16 protein-coding genes are annotated in these 19,330 nt (G+C 69.8%); 8 read left to right on the forward strand and 8 right to left on the reverse strand.

Annotated features, from left to right (window positions below):
* Positions 1-3,906 (forward strand): ExeM/NucH family extracellular endonuclease (locus KBI44_15270; protein MBP9145842.1); only part of this gene is annotated, 3,906 nt, incomplete at its 5' end.
* Between the two features lie 150 nt (positions 3,907-4,056).
* Here the strand turns inward: KBI44_15270 and KBI44_15275 are convergent.
* Positions 4,057-4,197 (reverse strand): hypothetical protein, encoded by a 141-nt coding sequence (locus KBI44_15275; GenBank protein ID MBP9145843.1) that lies wholly within the window; start codon positions 4,195-4,197, stop codon positions 4,057-4,059.
* Between the two features lie 53 nt (positions 4,198-4,250).
* Here KBI44_15275 and KBI44_15280 point away from each other — a divergent pair, with 53 nt between their 5' ends.
* The gene (locus KBI44_15280) at positions 4,251-5,690 is read left to right on the forward strand and encodes an FHA domain-containing protein (GenBank protein ID MBP9145844.1); all 1,440 of its coding nucleotides are present in this window, start codon (positions 4,251-4,253) and stop codon (positions 5,688-5,690) included.
* A 26-nt stretch (positions 5,691-5,716) separates the two neighbouring features.
* Here the strand turns inward: KBI44_15280 and KBI44_15285 are convergent, their stop codons facing one another.
* From KBI44_15285 to KBI44_15305, 5 genes are all read right to left on the reverse strand, one after another.
* Positions 5,717-7,744 carry an oligopeptide transporter, OPT family gene (locus KBI44_15285; protein MBP9145845.1) on the reverse strand — a complete coding sequence of 676 codons (2,028 nt, stop codon included), beginning with the start codon at positions 7,742-7,744 and terminating at the stop codon, positions 5,717-5,719.
* 119 nt (positions 7,745-7,863) lie between these two features.
* The gene (locus KBI44_15290) at positions 7,864-8,289 is read right to left on the reverse strand and encodes a putative toxin-antitoxin system toxin component, PIN family (GenBank protein ID MBP9145846.1); all 426 of its coding nucleotides are present in this window, start codon (positions 8,287-8,289) and stop codon (positions 7,864-7,866) included.
* Entirely contained in the window at positions 8,286-8,519 is a 234-nt protein-coding gene (locus tag KBI44_15295) for an AbrB/MazE/SpoVT family DNA-binding domain-containing protein (GenBank protein ID MBP9145847.1), read from the reverse strand. Before KBI44_15295 ends, KBI44_15290 begins: the two co-directional genes overlap by 4 nt.
* Positions 8,520-8,713: 194 nt before the next feature.
* Entirely contained in the window at positions 8,714-9,574 is an 861-nt protein-coding gene (locus KBI44_15300) for an aldehyde dehydrogenase family protein (protein MBP9145848.1), read from the reverse strand.
* A 408-nt stretch (positions 9,575-9,982) separates the two neighbouring features.
* The gene (locus KBI44_15305) at positions 9,983-11,014 is read right to left on the reverse strand and encodes a TIGR00266 family protein (GenBank protein ID MBP9145849.1); all 1,032 of its coding nucleotides are present in this window, start codon (positions 11,012-11,014) and stop codon (positions 9,983-9,985) included.
* 70 nt (positions 11,015-11,084) lie between these two features.
* Here KBI44_15305 and KBI44_15310 point away from each other — a divergent pair, with 70 nt between their 5' ends.
* The gene (locus tag KBI44_15310) at positions 11,085-12,464 is read left to right on the forward strand and encodes a sulfatase (GenBank protein ID MBP9145850.1); all 1,380 of its coding nucleotides are present in this window, start codon (positions 11,085-11,087) and stop codon (positions 12,462-12,464) included.
* Positions 12,465-12,474: 10 nt separating this feature from the next.
* Here KBI44_15310 and KBI44_15315 read toward each other — a convergent pair whose 3' ends face one another.
* The gene (locus KBI44_15315) at positions 12,475-13,830 is read right to left on the reverse strand and encodes a beta-lactamase family protein (GenBank protein ID MBP9145851.1); all 1,356 of its coding nucleotides are present in this window, start codon (positions 13,828-13,830) and stop codon (positions 12,475-12,477) included.
* 346 nt (positions 13,831-14,176) lie between these two features.
* On the opposite strand from KBI44_15315, the gene KBI44_15320 reads away from it, so the two are divergent.
* The 5 genes from KBI44_15320 (at position 14,177) to KBI44_15340 (ending at position 17,211) form a co-directional block, all read left to right on the forward strand.
* Positions 14,177-14,572 carry a helix-turn-helix transcriptional regulator gene (locus KBI44_15320; protein ID MBP9145852.1) on the forward strand — a complete coding sequence of 132 codons (396 nt, stop codon included), beginning with the start codon at positions 14,177-14,179 and terminating at the stop codon, positions 14,570-14,572.
* The gene (locus KBI44_15325) at positions 14,569-15,045 is read left to right on the forward strand and encodes an SRPBCC family protein (GenBank protein MBP9145853.1); all 477 of its coding nucleotides are present in this window, start codon (positions 14,569-14,571) and stop codon (positions 15,043-15,045) included. The genes KBI44_15320 and KBI44_15325 overlap by 4 nt, the downstream gene beginning before the upstream one ends.
* A 61-nt stretch (positions 15,046-15,106) precedes the next feature.
* Positions 15,107-16,222, forward strand: a complete 1,116-nt coding sequence (locus KBI44_15330; protein MBP9145854.1) for an exo-alpha-sialidase — start codon at positions 15,107-15,109, stop codon at positions 16,220-16,222.
* A complete protein-coding gene (locus KBI44_15335; GenBank protein MBP9145855.1) occupies positions 16,222-16,542 on the forward strand; it encodes a MoaD/ThiS family protein in 321 nt (106 codons plus the stop codon). Before KBI44_15330 ends, KBI44_15335 begins: the two co-directional genes overlap by 1 nt.
* Before the next feature lie 36 nt (positions 16,543-16,578).
* Positions 16,579-17,211 carry an SDR family oxidoreductase gene (locus KBI44_15340; GenBank protein ID MBP9145856.1) on the forward strand — a complete coding sequence of 211 codons (633 nt, stop codon included), beginning with the start codon at positions 16,579-16,581 and terminating at the stop codon, positions 17,209-17,211.
* Between the two features lie 29 nt (positions 17,212-17,240).
* Here KBI44_15340 and KBI44_15345 read toward each other — a convergent pair whose 3' ends face one another.
* Positions 17,241-19,292, reverse strand: a complete 2,052-nt coding sequence (locus KBI44_15345) for a DUF3999 family protein (GenBank protein ID MBP9145857.1) — start codon at positions 19,290-19,292, stop codon at positions 17,241-17,243.
* Positions 19,293-19,330 lie beyond the last annotated feature (38 nt).

Consider the following 19,330-nt stretch of genomic DNA (forward strand, 5'->3'; position numbering starts at 1 on the left):
GACGACCTTTCGGTCACGCCGCAGGGCGGCGGCCCGGCCAATCTCTCGGTCGACGACGTCTCCTTGAACGAAGGCAACACCGGCACGACGAACTTCACCTTCACCGTCAGCCTTTCCTCGCCGGCCGGGGTCGGAGGCGTCACCTTCGACATCGCCACCGCCGACGGCACGGCCCAGGACGGCAACCCCGGCACCGAGGACACCGACTACGTCGCCCAGTCGCTCACCGGACAGACAATTCTCGCCGGGAACTCGACCTCCTCCTTCACCGTCCAGGTCAACGGCGACGCCGCCATCGAGTCGAACGAGACCCTCTTCGTCAACGTCACCAACGTCACCGGTGCCGTGGTGACCGACGGCCAGGGACAGGGCACGATCACGAACGACGACTTCGCGATCTCCTACATCCACGACCTGCAGGGCAACGGGGCCGCGACGCCGATTCCGCCGGCGACGGTCGTCCAGGTCGAAGGGGTGGTGACCGCCGACTTCCAGGCCGCCACCCAGCTCTCCGGCTTCTTCCTCCAGGAGGAGGACACCGACGCCGACGCCGATCCCGCGACCTCCGAAGGCATCTTCGTCTTCTGCAGCACCTGCCCGACAGCGGTTGCCGAGGGCCAGCGGGTGCGCGTCACCGCCACGGTCGGCGAGTTTTTCGGCAACACCGAGATGACCGCCACCACCGCCGGCGCAGTCGTCGTCACCGACGCCGGCAACAACCTCGCCCTGGTGACGCCGGCAACGATCGACCTGCCGATCGTCGGCGTCATCAACGACTTCTACGAGGCGCGCGAGGGGATGAAGGTCACCTTCGTCGACAGCCTCGCGGTCGCCGAGTACTTCGAGCTCGCGCGCTACGGACAGATCGAGCTCTTCGAGGGCGGCCGGCCGCGCCAGTTCACCGAGATGTTCCCGCCGAGCGTTCCGGGCTACACCGCGCACCTCGAAGCCCTCGACCGCCGCCGGGTCATCCTCGACGACGACGACAACAGCCAGAACGTCTCGCTGCTCGACGCGAACGGCTTCCAGTTCGTCTATCCGCCGGTCGCCAACGGCGGCTTCTCCGTCGGCACGCAGGGCACCGACTTCTTCCGCGGCGGCGACCTCGTCAACGGCCTCACCGGCGTCCTCGACTGGTCGTTCGCCGGGGCGACGGGCACCGACGCCTGGCGGATCCGGCCGACGGCGGCGAACCCGGCCGCCTTCACGGTCGCCAACCCGCGGCCGGCGACGCCGCCCGCGGTCGGCGGCGCCATCCGCGCCGTCGGCATGAACCTGCTCAACTACTTCACCACCATCGACACCACCGCCAGCACCAGCAGCGGCCCCTGCGGACCGGGCGGAACGCTCGACTGCCGCGGCGCCGACAGCGTCGCCGAGCTCAACCGCCAGCGCGAGCGCGCTTCGATCGTGATCTGCGACCTCGACGCCGACGTCTACGGTTTCGGCGAGCTCGAAAACGACAACGCCTCGGCCGCCATCACCGACCTCGTCGGCGCGGTCAACACCCGCTGCGGCGGCGCCCAGCCGTACGCCTTCGTCAGCACCGGCGGCGCTCTCGGCACCGACGCCATCCGGGTCGCGCTGATCTATCGCACCGGTGTCCTGGCGCCGGTCGGCGCGCCGCTCTCCGATACCGATGCGATCCACGACCGGCCGCCGACCGCGCAGACGTTCGATGTCGCCGATGTCACGAATCCGGCTTTCGGCGAGCGCTTCACGGTCATCGCCAACCACCTGAAGTCGAAGGGATCGAGCGCCGGCCTGCCCGGTGACGCCGACGCCGGCGACGGCGCCGGGTTCTCGAACGCCACGCGCACCTTGCAGGCCAGCCGACTGCTGACGTGGATCTCCGCGACGGTTTTGCCGGCGGCGGGAGACCCCGACATCCTCCTCCTGGGCGATTTCAATTCCTACGCCCAGGAGACGCCGATCACCACCCTCACCGGGGGGGGCTACACCGATCTCGAGACCGCCCTCCTCGGACCCGCGGCCTACTCGTATCTCTTCGACGGCCAGCTCGGGCACCTCGACTACGCCTTCTCGAGCGCCAGCCTGACGTCGCAGGTCACCGGCGTCGGCGCCTGGCACATCAACGCCGACGAGGCGAGCCTGCTCGACTACAACGACGAGATCAAGGACGTCGGCGAGTCGACCTTCGAAGAGAAGCCGGACGGATCCGCCCTCGTCCCACCGCGCGTCCTCTTCCAGCCGGCGTCGCCCTACCGCGCCTCCGACCACGATCCGGTGCTCGTCGGCCTCTTCCCCGTGGCCGATCTCGCGATCACCAAGACCGACGGCGTCACCACGGCGACTCCCGGCGGCACGGTGACCTACACCATCGTGGCCTCGAACGCCGGCCCGGATCCCGAACCGGCAGTGACCGTGGCCGACACCTTCGCGGCGACGCTCACCTGCACCTGGACCTGCGCCGGCGCGGGAGGCGGCACCTGCACCGCCGCTGGATCGGGCGACATCAACGACAGCGCCAACCTCCCGGTCGGCGGCTCGGTCACCTACACGGCGAGCTGCACGATCTCCGGCTCCGCCACCGGAAGCCTGGTGAACACCGCGACGGTGACTGGTACCGGAGCCACGTCCGATCCCAACAATGCCAACAACTCGGCCACCGACAACGATACGCTGCTCGTGCTGGCGAACGTCGGGATCACCAAGACAGACGGCTCGGCAACCGCAATCCCGGGAATGTCGGTGACCTACACCACCGTCGTCTCGAACGCCGGCCCGAGCGCAGCACCGATTGTGACGGTCGTCGACAACTTCCCGCCCGCGCTGACCAGCTGCACGACTGCCTGTGTCGCTTCCGCCGGCAGCAGCTGCGCCGCCGGACCGGTGATGGGCAACATCAACGACGTCGCCAGCCTCCTGGTGGGTGGCACGGCGACCTATTCCACCAACTGCGACATCTCGCCGACGGCCACCGGCGCACTGAGCAACACGGCCACGGCGACCGTGGGCGGCGGCGTGACGGATCCGGCGCCGGCGAATAACACGGCGACCGACAACGACACCCTGACGCCGTCGGCGGACGTTTCCATCACCAAGACCGACGGCTCGCCCACCGCGACCCCGGGAGCACCGGTGACGTACACGATCGTCGTCACGAACGCCGGTCCGAGCGCGGCGCCGACCGTGGGGGTCCTCGACCTCTTCCCGGCAACGCTCACGAGCTGCGCCACGACCTGCGTCGGGGCGGGCGGCGGCTCCTGCACCCCGGGCCCGGTGGTCGGCAACGTCAACGAAAACGCCAACCTTCCGGTCGGCGGGAGCGTGACCTACACCGCCAGTTGCACCGTGTCGCCCTCCGCGACCGGAACGCTGACGAATACCGCTACGGCGACGGTGAACGGCGGCGGCTCGGATCCGAACCCGGCCAACAACTCGGCCACCGACACCTCCGCGCTGTCGAACGAGCTGTTCCTCGACGGCTTCGAGAGTGGCGACAGCTCGGCCTGGTCGTCGACCGTGCCGCTGTCCTTCGAGGCCTACGCCAGCTTCGAGATCGCCGGTGGAAGCTCGGAAGCCGACTTCGGTTACGACTTCGCCGCCATGAAGGCCGGGGAGGCTTTCGCCGCGACGTCGGTCGCCGTTGCGACTGATGCCGCGGGCAAGCCGCTCTTCTCCGTCGAGGCCCGTCGCCTCGACCCGAACGGCCCGCTGGAGCTGACGCTCGAAGTCGTCGGCGGCGGGCGGAGCAGTTGGATCGAGGCGGCCGAGGTCGGGCAGCAGATGCGCCTCGAGTGGTCGGCGGCGGACCAGAGCGACCTCGGACATGTCGCGGTTGCGCTCGACGGGCGACTCGCCCTCTGGGTCGAGGGCTATACCGGGAGCGCGAAGCCAGCCGGAGTGCTGCTGCTCCGCGCCCCGGTGCCTGCGGCACAGTAGCCGAAGGCGCCGGAGTCGCCGCCTCGGCGGAGACTCGGGCGGCGGATGTCGATCGCCGCCGGGGGGGCCCCTGCGGCGACCGACCCGACGGCACACCCATTGCAGACTCCGCCCTCTGGAGGAGTCTGCAATGCCCCATCCTGCCCAACTTCAGATGGCCGCCGCCTGACGGTGCTCCTTCCGGCACTCCTTTTCGTCGATCTCGCCCGCGCGCGGCTCGATCTCGACCCGGTCCGGCGTCCCGGCGGCCGGGGGAGCTCGATGAAGTTCCAGAACCTGTTCCCAGGCCATCTCTTGGGACTCCCGGCGGGAGGGTCTATGCTCGCCAAGAAGGAGAAGCGGTCATGATCCCGTTCGCCAAGAGATACAGATCGCCGGCGCTCACACGGCGCGTTCCGATACGGATGCTGACGATGGCGCTCGCGCTCATCGGCGCGACTGCAGGGATGGCGCAGGAGGTCCCGGTCGTCCTGGCTCTCGACTCCAGCCGTTCGCTCTCCGCCGCCGAGAGCCGCGCCACGAGCGACTTCGCCAAGGTGCTTCTGGCCGGCCTGCCGGGGGCGGCGAAGCCCGGGATCCTGGTCTTCGACGATGAGGTGCGGTGGCTCGCCCGTCCTGGTGCGGCCGGCGGCGCGGAGGCGCTCGACGCCATGACCCCTGCCGGCCGATTCACGGTGCTGAATGACGGCCTGATCGAAGGCGTGCGCGCCCTGGGGAGCGGCGGTGTGCTGGTGCTCCTCTCGGACGGGCTCGACGAGAACTCGGCGACCACTCTGGAGGACGCCGCCCGCCTCGCCAGCGAACGCGGGGTGCGGCTGGTGACGATCGGCGCCGGCCGCGCCGACGAGCGCACGCTCCGACGTCTGGCTCTCCTCACCGGGGGGCAGTACGCGGGTCGGGTCGCGGCGGCCGACGGCGCGGCCGTCCTTTCGGGAATCCAGACCCTGCGCGGCGACATCGCCGCCGAGCAGGCCGCGCGGGCGCCCAAGCCGGCGCCCGTCGCGCCCGTACCCGCCCCGGCGACCGCCGAATCGCCGCGGCCGGCGCCCGATTCGGGTCAGCCGGCCTCCAGTTGGCTGCTGGCGCTCGGCGCCGCCGTAGCGGCCCTCGGCGTCGTCCTCGGCTTTCTGTTGGCGCGACGTCGCAGCGCCTCCGCCGCGAACGAGTCGTCGGAGCCCGATCGCGGCACCCAGCCGGGCGTGCAGTGGCCGGCCGCCGCGACCGCTCCGGGCGACGGAACCGCGCCTGGAGTCCTGGCGGTGTCTCCGGTACCGGCGGTATCGGCGATCTCCCCGTTCAAGGCGCCACAGCCGATCGACGAGGTCCAGATCGCGCGCGTCCGCCTGCGCCCCGTCGTCCGCCCCCATGGCCTGTTCGAAGTCTCGCTCGACGAGACCGCGGAGTTCCAGCGTCTGCCGTTCTCGGACTCGATCGAGCGCACCCTCGTCCTGACCGCTGAAGTCATCCTCACGGTCCGTGAACCGGGCAAGGAGCCGCGCTCCTACCGTCTGCCGCCCGACCGCGCCGTCGACATCGGTCGCGACGCGACGTCGAACACCCTCGCCTTTCCAGATCCGACGATGTCGACGCAGCACCTGCGGGTGGCGCTCGACGACGACGAGGTCTACCTCGTCGACCTCGGCTCGACCAACGGCGTCCTGGTCGGCGAGCGCCGCGTCGACGCCGTCCAACTCCACCCCGGCGACCGCTTCCGCGCCGGCATGATCGAGTTCGAGATCGGCCTCCACCACGCCAGCACGGGGCGCGTCGTCGAAACGGCCTGAGCGCCGCCGCTGCGCGATCCGCCGCTTCAGGCGGCGCTGGGTTTGGCGTTGTCGAGCGGGATTTTCACCAGCACCCAGATGATCGCCGCGAGCGCCACGAGCGACGCCCAGGCGCCGGCAGGGCCGGCCACCCAGGCGAACTGCTCGACGCCGAAGAGGCTGTAGGTGATCGACTTGAAGCTCTCCGAGAGCAGCACGATCCCGGCCATCATCACGCCGGTCAGCGACTCGCCGGCGATCAGGCCCGAGGCCACCAGCGAGCCGAAGCTGTCGAAGCTCTCGCCCGCGATACCGCGGCGAGCCGCCAGCTTGTCCGCCAGCCACTTGATGCAGCCACCGACGAAAATCGCGCCGGTGGTCTCGAATGGCAGGTACATGCCGACGGCGATGAGCGTCGGCGACGGCGCCTTCATCAGGATCAACGCCAGCGAGAAGCACATACCGAAAAGAATGAGACCCCATGGCATCTCGCCGCCGACGATCCCTTGCGCGAGCTGCGCCATGAGGCCGGCCTGCGGCGCGGAGAGCTCGCGATCGCCGATGCCGATGCCACCCTGCTTGATGTTCGCCTGGTGCAGCCAGAGCATCGGGAAGACGAGCACGAAGGCGGTGGTGATCGTGGCGATGATCTCGGCGATCTCCATCTTCTTCGGCGTGCCACCGAGCAGGTGCCCGACCTTCAGGTCCTGAATGAGGCTGCCGGAGACGCAGATCGCGCAGCAGACGACCGCCGAGACCCCGAGGACCGCGCCGACACCCTGCAATCCGGTCACGCCGAAGGCGACCATGAGCAACGCCGCGAGGATGAGCGCCGAGAGCGTCAAGCCGGAGACCGGCTGGTTCGAGCCGCCCACCAGGCCGACGAGGTAGCCGCCGACCGCCGAGAGCAGAAAGCCCAGCACCAGCATGACCACAGCGGCGACGATGGCGCCGACGAGATTGTGGGTGAAGTTCCAGTAGATCCACGTCATCGGGATGGTCAGACCGACGATGCCGAGCAGGATCCCGCGTGAATCGAGGTCGCGATCGAGGCGCGACTTCTCGGTCCCGGCGTGGCTACGCTTGAAGGCGCCGGCGAAGGCCTGGCCGATCGAAGAGCGCATGCCCCACATGGTGTTCGCCGCGCCGACCAGCATCGCGCCGACCGCCACCGGCCGTACGATGTTGTACCAGACCGAGAAGATCAGCTCGCCCTCGGCCGGGGCGACGCCGCCGGCCGAGAGGTTCGCGGCGAGGTTCGGATCGAGGAAGAAAGCGAGCGGAATGAAGACCAGCCAGGCGAGCACGCCACCCGAGAAGTTGATCGCCGAGAGCTCGAAGCCGATGATGTAGCCAACGCCGATGAGCGCCGGCGAGATCGACGGCGTGGCGAAGGCGACCGCGCCCCGATGCTGGACGTCGCCCAGCGGCACACGCGACGAATCGAAGTGGTGGATGACCGACGATGGCAACTGCCTGAAGACCTCGACCGACTCGCGGAAGAGGCGCAGGCCCGCGCCGTCCTTGAAGATCTGGATGAGCATGCCGAGGCCCATCGCGCCGAAAACGTACTTGGCGCCGGTCGCTCCGGCCTGGCCGGCGCGGACGATCGCCGCGCAGGCCTTGCTCTCCGGGAACGGCAGCGCCGCCTCGACCGCGAGCGTCCGCCGGAGCAGGGTGATGAACAGGACGCCGAGGATGCCGCCGATGAGCAGGATCAGGCTGGTCTGCCAGTAGTCGAACTCGGTCCACAGGCGCTCGCCGTTCACCGTGACGAGGAGGAAGGCCGGAATCGTGAAGATCGCGCCGGCCGCGAGCGCCTCGCCGACGGTGCCCGCGGCGCGGGCGACGTTCTGCTCGAGGATCGTGCCCCGGAAGAACGGCAGCCGGAACGCCGCGAGGGCCAGAATTGCCGCCGGGAAGGTCGCCGAAACGGTCTGCCCCGCCTTGAGCGCCAGGTAGGCGTTGGCCGCGCCCATGATCGCCGCCAGCACCACGCCGAGCACGACGGCCTTCACCGTAAGCTCGGCCATCGTCGACCCTGCCGGCACGTAAGGCTGCTGCTCGTCGCTCATGCCATCCCCCGAAGAAAAGTTTCGGAGATCCTACCAGCGGAACCTGCGACCCGAAGGCGCCATAGGTGCCTCTGGGAGCAGAGCGTCCTCCGACAGCGACTCGGCGAGCGCAAGCCTGTCTAGCGGAGCGCCTCGAACCGCGCGAGCCAGGCGGCGACGCTTTCAATGGCGAAGGGCGTCTTCCCGGACAGGGCGAGGAGGTCGCGGTCGCCGCTGACCAGGACTTCAGCGGCACCCGCGAGTGCAAGCTCGAGAAAGATCTGATCGGCGGCGTCGCGGCAGCGCGGCAGGGGAGCTCGAGGCGCGGACGGCAGCCGAACAGATCGGGTGCCGGGCAGGTACTCGGTGAGCAGCAGCTCCACGTCGGGGGCAGCGAGAGCGAACTCGGGGTAGGCGAGAACGCGAACGAGCTCTCCCACCGTCTCGCGGCAGACCAGCGCTTCCACTCGGCCCGAAGACCAGTGCGCGCGCAGACGTGTCACCGGTCCGGAGCGGAAGAGCAGTGCGGAAACGACGACGCCGGTGTCGAAGACCGCCGAGATCACGGGCGGCGCTGGCGGGCCGCTCGGATCGCTGCGGCGATATCAGCCGGCCCGATCTCCGCCTCGGCGAGCCGCTTCCGCACCTCGTCGCCGCCGCCGAGGCGCACCGGCTTGAGCAGGATCCGATCCCCGTCAGCACTCACCTCAAAATAGTCGACGCCAGGGAAGCGATCGACCACCGCCTTGGGAAGGGTGAGCTGGTTTTTCGAGGTCTTCTTGGCGAGGGTCGTCATGGAGTGCATTCCCGGAAACAAGGAGATCTTACTTCAAACCAGAATCCTGCCGATCGCCGGTCCCTCTCGAGCGCTTGCAGTGACGGCCGCGCCGGCGGTCGACGGAGGCTGAGGGCTGCGGAACGGAAGGCCCGGCAGTCGAACGGCTCACCCATCCCGTCGAGGAGCTCGCCCGAACCCTCTTCGAGAACCCGCTACCAGCCGACCGGATGCCAGGTGGTCTTGGTCTCGGTGAAGGCGCGGATGAGGTCGAGGCGTTCGGTCTGCTCGGCGGCGTAGTCGCCGAGGGCGTAGCAGCTGACGCGCTTGACGTTGACGGCGGCGTCCTGGCGGGTGGCGATCTCGACCTCTTTCGGCAGGCCGGCGAGAGCCAGGGCGTTCACGTCCATGTGGCGCGCGAGGTGCGGCAGGGTCTCCGATCGCGGGCCGGAGAGGAGATTCACCACGCCGCCCGGCAGATCGCTCGTCGCCAGGACCTCGGCCCACTCGAGACCCGGGATCGGATCGCTCGGAGACAGCAGCACCACGCAACTGTTGCCGCTCACGATGACTGGCAGGACGTGCGAGACCAGGCCGAGGAGCGCGGGACTCTCGGGCGCCACCACGCCGACGACGCCAGTCGGCTCCGGCAGCGAGAAGTCGAAGTAGGAGGAGGCGACCGGATTGACCGACGAGAGCAGCGCCTGGTACTTGTCGGACCAGCCGGCGAAGTGCACGATGCGGTCGATCGAGGCGCGGACCTCGCGGCGCGCCGCGGCGGCGCTCCCGCCCCCGCCGCGGAGCGCGGCCTCGAACGCCGGGACGCGGCTCTCCATCATCTCGGCCATGCGATAGAGGATCTGCCCCCGCAGATAGCCGCTCGACGAGGCCCACTTCTCTTGCACCGCACGCGCCTTGAGGACCGCGTCGCGCAGGTCCTTGCGCGAGGCGCGGCAGAGGTTGGCGCGGTGCCGCCCCTTGGCATCGAGCGCCTCGTCGTAGTGCCCCGACTCCGAGCGCACGAACTCCCCGCCGACATAGAGCTTGTAGGTCTTGCGTATCTCCAGGGCCGCCATGGTGCCGCGATTCTAACCCCATGCGGGCGCCCCCACTTCGCCCGCCTGGCCTCCGCCGGCGCCCCTTTGCGCTTCCAGGATCAGAGACCCTTCACTTTCCCAGCGAGGCTCCCACGTGCGTACCGCCTTCCGACACACCCCCACCCAATGGACCGCAGCCTGGCTTCTCCTCGGCAGTGCCGCCGTCCCGGAACCCGAAAAGGCGGCTGCGCCTTCCGTAGCCCTGCCGAGCAGCGCCAACCACGCCTCTCCGGCGGGTGACCCGCGGCTGGACGGAGGGCCCGCCAGCCACTCGCCTGCCGAAGAGTCCGTTGGCGCGCAGCCTGCGTCGCACGGAGACCGTTAGCGAACGGTCACCGTCGGATCGCGACCGTTGGCGAACGGTCTCGGTCCACAACCGATCGCCAGCTAGCGGTCTCCATCCAGCAGATTCCCCAGCGGCCCGAGTACCGAGCCCTCCTCGCGGCGGCCACGGGCGATGCCCGACGCGGCGACGACACGCGCCGCGAGGCGTGAGAACGGCAGCGACTGCAGCCAGACCTTGCCCGGGCCGGTGACGGTGGCGTAGAAGAGCCCCTCGCCGCCGAACAGGAAGGTCTTCACCCCCTTGACCATCTGGATGTCGTACTGGACGCGCGGCTCGAAGGCCACCAGGCAGCCGGTGTCGACGCGCAGCGTCTCGCCCGGGGCGAGCTCACGTTCGAGAATCGTGCCGCAGGCATGGAGGAAGGCGAGGCCGTCGCCATCGAGCTTCTGCAGGATGAAGCCCTCGCCGCCGAAGAGGCCGGCGCCGAGCCGCTTTTGGAAGGCAATGCCGACGGAGATCCCCTTGGCCGCGCACAGGAAGGCGTCCTTCTGGCAGAGCATCTGACCGCCCAGCGTCTTCAAGTCGAGCGCCACGATCTTGCCCGGGTAGGGCGAGGCGAAGGCGACCTTCTGGCGCGCCGCACCCTGGTTCGAGAACACCGTCATGAAGAGCGACTCGCCGGTCAGGACGCGCTTGCCGGCGGAGAACAGCTTGCCGAGGAGGTCGCTGCCCTCACTCTGCTGCGACCCGTCGCCGAAGATCGTCTCCATCTCGATCCCCGGATCCATGTAGAAGAAGGCCCCGGCCTCGGCAACGCAGGCCTCCTGCGGATCGAGCGTGATCTCGACGTACTGCATCTCCTCACCGTGTACCTCGAAGTCGATCTCGTGCGCCTTGCCTCGACCGGCCGCGCTGCTCGGCGGGGGCGGCGGCGGCGCGCCGCTCGCGCCGCCGAAGGCGCTCGCGAACTCCGGCACGGCGGTGATCGCCACCCAGTTCTTCAACCCGGCGCTGAACACATGAGCGTTGCGGTCCAGCCGCCCCGCGCGCACCCGTCCCGCCACCTCATCCGCCGACATCGGCCCCTCCTGCTGACCGTTCACCGCCACGTACCACTGCGCGTCGCTCGCCATGTTCGCTCCTCCGGTCATGAGGCGCCGGATTCTACCCCGCTGGTGAACTCACGTTAGGCTTGCGGTGCCGATGTCGAAACGCGCGTCCAGACTGGCCCTGTGCGGCCTGCTCGCCTGGAGCCTCTCGTGTGCTCCCCGCGCCGGGGAGCAGTCGTCGTCGAAGAGTCCGGTCGCCGGAGTGAGGCCCAACATCCTCCTCATCGTCGTCGACACGCTGCGTGCCGACCATCTCTCGGCCTACGGCTATGCGCGGCCGACCTCGCCGGCGATCGACGCGCTGGCGGCGCGCGGGATGCGCTTCGACCGCCATCGCGCCCAGGCGCCGTGCACCTTTCCTTCGATGAATTCGCTGCTCACCTCCCGGCCGGTCGAGACCTTTTTCGGCCAACCCCAGGGAGACATGAGTATTCCGTCCGGGGTGACCTCGGTCGCAGAGCTCCTGCGTGGCGACGGCTACATCACCGCCGCCTTCTCCGCCAGTCCGATCGTGCGCAGGAACCCGAGCCAGTTCAACCAGGCTGGCGGCTTCGGTCGGGGCTTCCAGCTCTTCGACGACGACTGCGTCTGGAAGGACGCTCGCTGCATCAACGACCGCGCGCTCGCGGCGCTGGCGCGACATCGGACCGGCGAACCGGTCTTCTTCCTGCTGCATTACATCGATCCGCACGGTCCCTACCAGGCGCCCGGCAAAGGAAGGAAGCGTTTCGCCCGGCGCGGTGGGCTGAAGAACCTGAAGCCGGAAGTGCGCGCCGGCATCTCGCACGCCGCGGCCGCCCGCCTCGACCGCGGCGAGCCCGCGGGAGTCGATGCCGCGGACATCGCGCACTGGGTGGACCTCTACGACGACGAGATCGCCTTCGTGGACGCGCGGATCGGCGAGCTCGTCGAGGCCTTCGAGAACGCCGCGCCGCCCCGCGGTACGATCGTCGCCATCGCCGCCGACCACGGCGAGAGCTTCCTCGAGCACGGCACCCTCGCCCACTGCCGTTCGCTCTACGACACCGAGATCCGCACCCCCTGGATTCTCGCCGGCCCGGGTATCCCGCAGGGCGCGGTCCGCGACGCCCTCTCCGAGAACCTCGACATCGTGCCGACGCTGCTCGATCTCGCCGGCGTCACGGCCGGAGAAAAGGCCTTCGCCGGGCGCTCGCTCGCCGCCCTGATCGAGCGCGGCGAGGCGCCGCCGGCGAGGCTGCAGACCAGCGCCTTCTCCGGATGGCGTGCGGCGTTCGACGGGCGCCACAAGCTGATGGTGAACGAAACGGCCGGGGAGCTCCGGCTCTTCGACCTCGTGCAAGACCCGGGCGAGCGCGTCGATCTCGCCCCCGCCGAGCGCCGCACCGCCGCCGCCCTGCGCCGCGCCCTCGCCGAACAGAGCCCCACCCCCGAAGCCGCCCTCGAAGCCGCGCGCGAAACCGAGCGCCAGCTGCGCGCCCTCGGTTACCTCTGATTCCGACGGATCAGCCGCCCGGAACCGTCTCGATGCGTGCGACGAGCTCCCGGAGCTCGCGCGTCAGGCGCTCGGCGGCAGGTGGGTCGATATTCTCGAGCACGATGACGGTCCAGCCGCTGCCCCAGTCACTCTCCAGCGTCGCATTGGCGCCGACCGTCCCGCCGGCGGCACCGAGGCCGCCCTGTTGCGCGTAGCTCTCCGGTGCACCCAACCGCTTGGCAGCGAGCGCGCGATCGAAAGCCAGCAGATCCCGCGCGGAGGAGTAGCTCCCGCCGGCGGAGCTGCCGATCGCCGGCAGGTCCAGAGAATTCGCGTGGCGCGGCGCCAGCGGCGCTCGCGAGCGGGTTGGAGGATCCGGCAGTCGCCGACCCTGCGCCTCCTCCTGCCAGCCCTCGCGGGTGTAGCCGACCGCAGCGTCGCCGGGCAAGGCGTCGCGCCGGAGCCAACCGGAAGCCGCCATTCCAGCCGGTGCGAAGATCCGCTCGCGCGCCGCGTCGGCGAAGCTCATGCCCGTGATCCGCTCGACTACCAGGCCGAGGACGACATAGCCGGCGTTCGAATAGCGCTGCGCGGTCCCGGGCTCGAACTCGAGCGGCTTGCCCGTGAAGAGAGTCAGATGATCGCTGAGCGTGCGCAGCCCCGAGGAGACCTCCGGCGTGAAGCGCTCGTTGAAGATGTCTCCGAGCCCTGCGCGGTGCTCGATCAACTGGCGCAGCGTGACCTGCTCGGCGATCGACCGATCCGGATAATCGGGCAGATGGCGAATGAGCGTGTCGTCGAGTGCGAGCTTCCCTTCCGCCGCGAGCGCGGAGATCAGCACTCGGGTGAAAGCCTTGGTGATCGACCCGATGTTGAAGCGTGTCGACGCGCCGTTCGGGACTCCACGCTCGCGATCTGCCATCCCCGCCGCCTTCTCGAGCTCGACCCTGCCGTCGTGGGCGATCAGAACAACGCCGGAGAAGGCATCCTGCGCCGCGAGCTCGTCGATCCGCGCCGCCGCCTGCGCGATCGCCTGCGCGGGAGAGAGCCTCGGGCCCGCGGCTGCGCCGGCATCGGCCGGTGGGTTCGAGTCGAGCTGCATCGAGGCCGAGACGATGCCGCCCGGCGACCCGGGCTCGAGCTTCATCCCGACCGTCAACCAGAGCCCTTTCGCCTGCGAGCGGAAGATCATCTGCAGCTCGTCGGCGTTCTGGCGCACGATTCGCACCAGTTGCGCGGCTCCGAGATCCACGCGCACGCCGGCAAGCGCCTTCGCCCGCTCGCTCGCCGGACGCTGAGCGAGCGCGGAGGCCGCCCAGTTCGCCGCCACGAGCGGCTCGATCGCCGCCGCGTCGTCGGCCGGCCCGGTCAGGATCGCGACCATCGCCCGCGCGCGCGCGCCCGGAACGCCCTCCGGCAGCGGAGGTTGCGCGGCGGCGGCGAGAGCGAAGAGAACGCCACACAGAGCGATACACGCCCGAGAGAATCTTCTATCACCGGCTCTGCCTCGCGGATATCGCATCTGCTCTCCTGAGTTCGCTTGCACCTGTCGATTTGGGGAACGAGTTCCCCAAATCGGGAGGCGACGGAACGCTCCGGTGCCCTTGGACGAGAGAGTACACGGAGCGTGCCAACCCTCGCGCCCGAGCACGCGGCCGGCGCTCGAGGTCCCTCGCCTTCGCCGGTTGGCGTGGATTGACAGTCAGCCGTTTCTGAATATACTTAAGCACATGCTTAACCAACAGACCGCAGCCCCCACGAGACCGCCGCTCGATCTGGTGTTTCAGGCCCTCGCCGATCCGACCCGCCGAGGGATCGTCGAACGGCTGACGCGCGGGCCGGCCTCGGTCTCGGAGCTCGCGGCGCCGCTCGCGATGTCGCTGCCGGCGGTCTTCCAGCATCTCCAGGTGCTGGAGGCTTCTGGCCTCGTCTCGTCGCGCAAGGTCGGGCGAGTCCGCACCTGCCAGGTCGAGCCGCAGGCGCTGCGCTCGGCCGAGAGCTGGATCAGCGAGCGCCGGACGACATGGGAGAAGCGCCTCGATCGCCTGGGCGAGTTCCTGGCGCAGTCGGACGATGACCCGCCTTCCTCTCAACGCAAGCGACCCGCAAAGGAGAACGGAGAATGACCCAGCGATCCGTCGTTCACGGCACTTTCACCCTCGAACGAATCTACCCGGCCTCTCCGGAGCGCGTCTTCTCCGCCTGGGCTGACCAGAAGTCCAAGGCGCGCTGGTTCGCCATCGTCGAGCGCTGGGAGATCCTCGAATACAGACTCGACTTTCAGGTCGGTGGCCGCGAGATCTGGCGCGGCGGGCCGCAGGGCGAAACGGTTCACCGCAACGAGACGATCTTCCGCGACATCGTCCCCAACCGGCGCATCATCTACGCCTACGACATGTTCGTGGGCGACACCCGGCACTCGGTTTCTCTCGCGACCGTCCTCTTCGAACCGCACGCCGAAGGGACGCGGCTGACCTTCACGGAGCAGGGTGCCTACCTCGACGGCGTCTCCGACGGCCCCGAGGGCCGGCTGCATGGCTGGGGAGTGTTGCTCGACTCGCTGACGACCGAAGTCGCAGGCGGCCTGGCATCAGGCTGAGGCAAACCTCCCGGGTGGGAATTCCGTACAATCCCCGAACCGATTCGACGAGGAGAACGCCATGAGCGGAGTTCGTGTTTTGGTGGGGACGAAAAAGGGCGCATTCGTGCTGACGGCCGACGGCAAGCGTGACAAGTGGAATATCGCCGGGCCCCTCTTCGGCGGTTGGGAGATCTACCACCTCAAAGGCTCGCCGGCCGACCCGAACCGGCTCTACGCCTCGCAGTCCTCCGGCTGGTTCGGGCAGGTCATCCAGCGCTCCGACGACGGCGGCCAGAGCTGGGAGGCGGTCGGCAACCAGTTCGCCTACGACGGCACCCCCGGCACCCACCTCTGGTACGACGGCACCCAGCATCCGTGGGAGTTCAAGCGCGTCTGGCACCTCGAGCCTTCGCTCAGCGACCCCGACACGGTGTACGCCGGCGTCGAGGACGCCGCTCTCTTCCGGACCACCGACGGTGGGCGGACCTGGCTCGAGCTCGCGGGCCTCCGCGGTCACGAGTCCGGGGCGCGCTGGCAGCCCGGCGCGGGCGGCATGGGACTGCACACGATCCTCCTCGATACGGTCCACCCCGGCCGGATCTTCATCGCCATCTCCGCCGCCGGCGTCTTCCGGAGCGACGATGCCGGCACGACCTGGCGGCCGGTGAACCGGGGCCTCAAGTCGGAGTTCATGCCCGACCCGACCGCCGAGGTCGGCCACTGCGTGCACCGCATCGCGATGCATCCTTCGCGGCCGCAGACGCTCTTCATGCAGAAGCACTGGGACGTCATGAGGAGCGACGACGCCGGCGAGTCCTGGCACGAGGTGAGTGGAAACCTGCCCTCCGACTTCGGATTTCCGATCGACGTCCACGCGCACGAGCCGGAGACGATCTACGTCGTGCCGATCGAGAGCGACTCGCTGCACTATCCGCCGGAGGGCAGGCTCCGCGTCTACCGCAGCAGGAGCGGCGGCAACGAATGGGAGGCGCTCACGCACGGCCTGCCGCAGAAGGACTGCTACGTCAACGTGCTGCGCGAGGCGATGGCGGTGGACTCGCTCGACAGCTGCGGCATCTACTTCGGGACCACCGGCGGCCAGGTCTACGCCTCGCCGGACGGCGGCGACCATTGGACCGCCATCGCGCGCGACCTGCCGGCGGTGCTCTCGGTCGAGGTCCAGACCCTGCCGTGATGGCTGTGACCGCCGCCGCCCGCCGGATCCGCGTCGCCCTCCCCGCTCATCTGCGGACGCTAGCCGGGGTGGGCGGCGAGGTCGCCCTCGAGGTCCACGACCCGGTGACGGTCGCTACGGTGCTCGACGCGCTCGAGGCCTCGTTCCCCGTGCTGCGCGGCACCATCCGCGATCACGTCACGCGGCAGCGCCGGCCGTTTCTGCGCTTCTTCGCCTGCATGGAGGACCTCTCGAACGAGCCGACCGACCTCCCTCTCCCCGCCGCTGTCGTGGCCGGCAGCGAGCCGCTCCTGGTCGTCGGCGCGATCGCCGGCGGATAGCGCCCGGCCGTCACTTCCCCGGTATACGCTGGCTGGATGAGAGTCCTCATCGTCGGAGCCTCCGGAGGGACAGGGCGGGCACTGCTCGCGCAGGCGCTCGCGCGCGGACACGAGGTCACGGCTCTGGTCCGCGACACCGCGAAGCTCGCGCTGCGCCACGAGCACCTCCGCGTCGTGCAGGGGGACGTCCTCGATCCTGTTTCGGTCGATGCCGCGGTCGCCGGGCAGGAGGCGGTCCTTTCGGCCCTGGGCCACAAGCGGTTCATGATTCCGACCCGGATCCTCTCCGACGGGACACGCAATCTCCTTCAGGCGATGGAGCGCCACGGCGTCCGTCGTTACATCGGCATGAGCGCGCTCGGCGTCGGCGACAGCTGGTGGCGCATGGGCCTCTACTACACGCTCTTCGTCACTCCGGTCATCTTGCAGTTCTACTTCTGGGACAAGCGGCGCCAGGAGCGGCTCATCCGTTCGAGCGAACTCGACTGGACGATCGTCCGCCCCGGCGCGCTCACCAACGGCAGGCCGCGCGGGGCGTGGCGCACCGGCCCGACGATCGGCAACCCGATCTGGACGGTGCGGATCGCGCGCGCCGACGTCGCCCATTTCGTTCTCGACCAGCTCGCGAGTACGAAGCACCTCCGCCAGACCGTCGCGATCGCCTGGTGAAGCCGAGGGCCGAATCGGAGAGCCGGTCGCTAGGAGTTCGCAGCGGCTGGCGGCGCGCCGCGCAGGAGTCGCGCGAGCAGCGCGAGCAGCACGAGCACAGCACCGCCCAGTCCGATCCAGAACCAGCGCCCCGACCGCATGGGCGTGTTCCCGGCGGCGAGCGGCCGTTCGTCGGGTAACACGAGCTCCCTGCCCTCGACTCCGACCAGTCGCGGCGCGAGCAGCTCGAGGTCGTAGCGGGGCGGGGCGAGCCGGGAGTCGCCGTAGAGAAGTCGCAAGGGCGTGCCGGTACCGAAGAACCGCAGCCTCCACGAAGGCAGCAGGAGCCGCGCGCCGGAGAGGGGCAGCGGGCTGTTGTCTCCCTCCTCCACCTCGACGCGGAGACGGTCGCCCGCGAGCGCCGGAAGGTCGATCGCCAGCTCCGGCGCTTCGAGCTCCGGATCCGTATGGCGCCAGGCGAGGTGCGCCACCACATTCCAACGCTCGCCACCCGTTGCCGCATCGACGACTGCCGCCTGCAGAACGACCTCGCGAGCGAAGAGCCGCGACGACGTCGCGATCGCTAGTCGCGACGCCGGGAGCCCGGCGAATGGGAGCAGGATCGTGTACCGCGAGACCGTGCCCTCTGTCGGACCGCCAGTTCCTGCGCTCCCATCCGCTCTGCGCGCGGAGTCGATCGCCAGGCGAATCTCCAGCGGCTCGGCGCGCCGCTCGAGCAGAAACGGCACCTGCGTGCCGTCGTCCGTCACCAGTCGCAGATCGGCGAGCCCGTGGGCATGCGCCAACACTGCCGCGTCGAGCGGCAGCTGCAGAAGCCCATCGCCGGTCGCCGCCAGGACGCGCTCGAAGCGGAAGGCGCCGGTCGCGAGCGTTCCGCCCATGGGCGGCGCGAGGGCGGAGGCCGCGGACGGCGAGGCGTTCTCGACCCGCGAGGCACCCCAGGTCGCCGTCGCTGCGATGGCGGACGCAGCCGCTCCGCGCGAAGCCTCGAGGTCGTAGCGCGGCGCCATCGCCGACGGCTTGCCGAAACGGGCCACGATCTCGGCCCCGTCCGGGCTCTCGAAGTAGATCCACGGCAACGGGCGCAGGCGCGCCACCGCGCCGTCCAGTCGCAGAGGCCCGCTGTCGCCGTCCTGGACCGTGAGATCGAGCCCGGACTCGCGCGGCCGCACGATCGGAATCGCGAGTGCCGCGGCCACCTGCCCGGCATGCGACGAGCGCCGCAGCACGGCCTCGCCGAGGGGTGCCGGCTCGACGCCCCTGGTGGCGAAACGCGGCTCCGTGACGGTGGCCTGCCGGAGCAAGTCGCCCGGAGCCACTTCGAGCACCAGAGCGTCGATCGGCAGATCACGACCGGGAAGACGAAGGTGGAAGCGGCTGACGCGCGGCTCGCTCGGCCGGCGCTCGACGGCGAGCCGGACGGTTGTCGCCGGCGGCGGCTCGGAGCGCTCGAGCAGACGGACCCGGGCCGAAGTCGGCGGCCGTACCCGGCCGCTCGTGGCGTCGTTCCAGGTCCAGCGCAGAAAGCGGTAGGGACCAGCAGAAAACTCCGCATCCAGCAGACGCAGCCCCTCGGCCGGCAGGTCGAAGACCGTGCCTTCGGGGATCAGCGCTACCCAGCGCCGGCGGTCGCCGCTGCCCTCCAGCCGGAAGCGCTTGAGGAGCGGTGATGGCAGCCCTTCGAGCGTCAGTCGGTCGACGTTCTCGACCGCTCCCAGATCGACTTCGAAGCCACTCTCGTTCTTGGTGGGCAAGATCGCCAACACGGCACCATCGAGCGACCGTTCCCTGGCGGCCCGCGGCAGCATGAGAAGGTACGGCACCTCACGCCCGCCGGCGTCGAAGAAGCGAAGGTCCTCCAGGCCCGCGACCGGCGGCGCCCCGGGGGCGGTGTCGGCATAGCGAACCGGCTTCGCTCGCGCCAGGAGCTCCTCGTCCAGCGCGACCCGGTTCGGACCGCTGGCGCCGGGCTGCAGGCGACGCTCGACCGTGAAACCGTCGGCGCCCGCCTGAGCGGCTGGAGCAAGCGCCAAACCTCCGGCGCACAAGAGGCCGGCGACCAGCACTCGCAGTGGAGTCAATTGAGCCAGCGGAGCCGGCGAAGCGAGCGCGAGCGGCA

It is taken from the genome of Thermoanaerobaculia bacterium (assembly GCA_018057705.1).
Taxonomy (GTDB): domain Bacteria; phylum Acidobacteriota; class Thermoanaerobaculia; order Multivoradales; family JAGPDF01; genus JAGPDF01.

What these genes read in the sequence shown, in the direction of transcription:
- KBI44_15315 (MBP9145851.1), bottom strand. Translation starts at nt 13,830, where the DNA reads ATGGTCGCGATCCTGACCGGGCCGGCCGACGACGCGGCGGCGATCGAG.
- KBI44_15340 (MBP9145856.1), top strand. Translation starts at nt 16,579, where the DNA reads ATGAGAGTCCTCATCGTCGGAGCCTCCGGAGGGACAGGGCGGGCACTG.
- KBI44_15325 (MBP9145853.1), top strand. Translation starts at nt 14,569, where the DNA reads ATGACCCAGCGATCCGTCGTTCACGGCACTTTCACCCTCGAACGAATC.
- KBI44_15280 (MBP9145844.1), top strand. Translation starts at nt 4,251, where the DNA reads ATGATCCCGTTCGCCAAGAGATACAGATCGCCGGCGCTCACACGGCGC.
- KBI44_15295 (MBP9145847.1), bottom strand. Translation starts at nt 8,519, where the DNA reads ATGACGACCCTCGCCAAGAAGACCTCGAAAAACCAGCTCACCCTTCCC.
- KBI44_15320 (MBP9145852.1), top strand. Translation starts at nt 14,177, where the DNA reads ATGCTTAACCAACAGACCGCAGCCCCCACGAGACCGCCGCTCGATCTG.
- KBI44_15285 (MBP9145845.1), bottom strand. Translation starts at nt 7,744, where the DNA reads ATGAGCGACGAGCAGCAGCCTTACGTGCCGGCAGGGTCGACGATGGCC.
- KBI44_15310 (MBP9145850.1), top strand. Translation starts at nt 11,085, where the DNA reads ATGTCGAAACGCGCGTCCAGACTGGCCCTGTGCGGCCTGCTCGCCTGG.
- KBI44_15275 (MBP9145843.1), bottom strand. Translation starts at nt 4,197, where the DNA reads ATGGCCTGGGAACAGGTTCTGGAACTTCATCGAGCTCCCCCGGCCGCC.
- KBI44_15305 (MBP9145849.1), bottom strand. Translation starts at nt 11,014, where the DNA reads ATGGCGAGCGACGCGCAGTGGTACGTGGCGGTGAACGGTCAGCAGGAG.
- KBI44_15300 (MBP9145848.1), bottom strand. Translation starts at nt 9,574, where the DNA reads ATGGCGGCCCTGGAGATACGCAAGACCTACAAGCTCTATGTCGGCGGG.
- KBI44_15330 (MBP9145854.1), top strand. Translation starts at nt 15,107, where the DNA reads ATGAGCGGAGTTCGTGTTTTGGTGGGGACGAAAAAGGGCGCATTCGTG.
- KBI44_15335 (MBP9145855.1), top strand. Translation starts at nt 16,222, where the DNA reads ATGGCTGTGACCGCCGCCGCCCGCCGGATCCGCGTCGCCCTCCCCGCT.